The following is a 1,475-nucleotide window of genomic DNA, read 5'->3' as shown; positions in this document are numbered from 1 at the left end:
CGTCGATCTTGCGGCCGATGTCGTATCAGAAGAGGACTTCGATTCGCGGGTGTCGCTCCTCGACTGGGACATAGTTCTCTTTCGACCATCTATCGAAAGTTGGGTGTCCTATGGCGATCGATACAAAGGCAAGCCAAGTCTCAGTGATCACGCTTCATTCAGGGTAAAGGAGGCGAGCGAGCACTGGCGCAGAGAGATCAAACTGGCAGTGGAGTGTGGGAAGACCATCGTGGTCTTTCTCCCTCCTCTAACGGAGGTCTACGTCGATACGGGCGAACGTCAGTATTCCGGCACCGGACGAAACCGAGCCACAACACGAATTGTTGATCTGTTTACCAACTACAGGTGCCTTCCCCTTGAGTTGGAACCAGTCAATTCGAAAGGCACGTCGGTGAGGCTGGCATCTAAGGGTGCTGATGTCCTTGCGCCGTATTGGGCCGAGTTCGCCGCGTACTCGGAGTACTGCGTCCTAATTCAGAACGCAAAGTACCCGCCCGCGTTGCAAACGCGAAACGGTGACAAGACGGTAGGCACGCTGCTCAGGAATGACAAGTCTGGCGGCTCAATCGTCTGCCTTCCGGACATCGACTTTTACCGCGATGAGTTTCTTGTGTCGACCAACGACGACACAGGTACCGAGTGGACCGAGGAGGCGCGTCAGTTCGCGGCCAGATTGATTTCCAGCATCATCGCGCTGGATGCCGCGCTACGTTCAGAAGCCGAAGGCACGCCAGAGCCAACTTGGGCGGGAGAGACAGAATTCGCGCTTTCTGCCGAGCTTCCTTTGCGATCCAGGCTGCTTGAGGTCGAGTCGGAACTTGAGCGAATTCAGCTTGCAAAGGAGGACGTTCTCCAACAACTTGCTGAAGCGGGCTCTTTTCGAACTCTTCTCTACGAGAAGGGAAAGCCTCTTGAGAACGCAATCATCGCTGGCCTCAAAGCGATCGGATTCGATGCGAAGCCGTTCCGAGAGGGCGCATCGGAGTTTGACGTGGTGTTCGAATCTGCGGAGGGTCGCCTCATCGGAGAGGCGGAGGGCAAGGACAGTAAGGCAATCAACGTCGACAAGCTTCGCCAATTGGCGATGAACCTGCACGAGGATCTTCAGCGTGACGAAGTCTCGATTCCGGCCAAAGGGGTCCTCTTCGGAAACCCATTTCGCCTTACACCGCCCTCGGAGCGGCGTGACGCGCCATTCACCGACAAGTGCCTTCTCGCCGCACGGTCGAACGGTACCGCATTGATCACGACGAGCGAACTGTTCTACGCCGTTCAGTCCCTCCTGGGCAAACCCGACGCAGAATTCGCTGCGGCCTGTAGACGAGCTTTGCTCGCAGGCGTTGGGTTGATATCGCTGCCGAACCGGCCAGCAGAGCCGACACCTGAAGCCAAAGACTCTGAGCGGTGACGCCTAACCATTCCATCGAGCGGATGTCCTGCCGGCTGCGCCGTCAGGCCACCGCTCATGTCAAACG

The 1,475-nt window shown here is 57.2% G+C and carries 1 protein-coding gene; it reads left to right on the top strand.

From position 1 onward, the window contains the following. Positions 1-1,408 (top strand): hypothetical protein (locus AC1KAT_RS22115; RefSeq protein ID WP_480329507.1); only part of this gene is annotated, 1,408 nt, incomplete at its 5' end. Positions 1,409-1,475 lie beyond the last annotated feature (67 nt).

This window comes from Piscinibacter sp. PDB5-1, assembly GCF_056676035.1.
The sequence above is the reverse complement of the archived record's forward strand: the minus strand, read 5'-3'. Positions and strand labels throughout refer to the sequence as shown.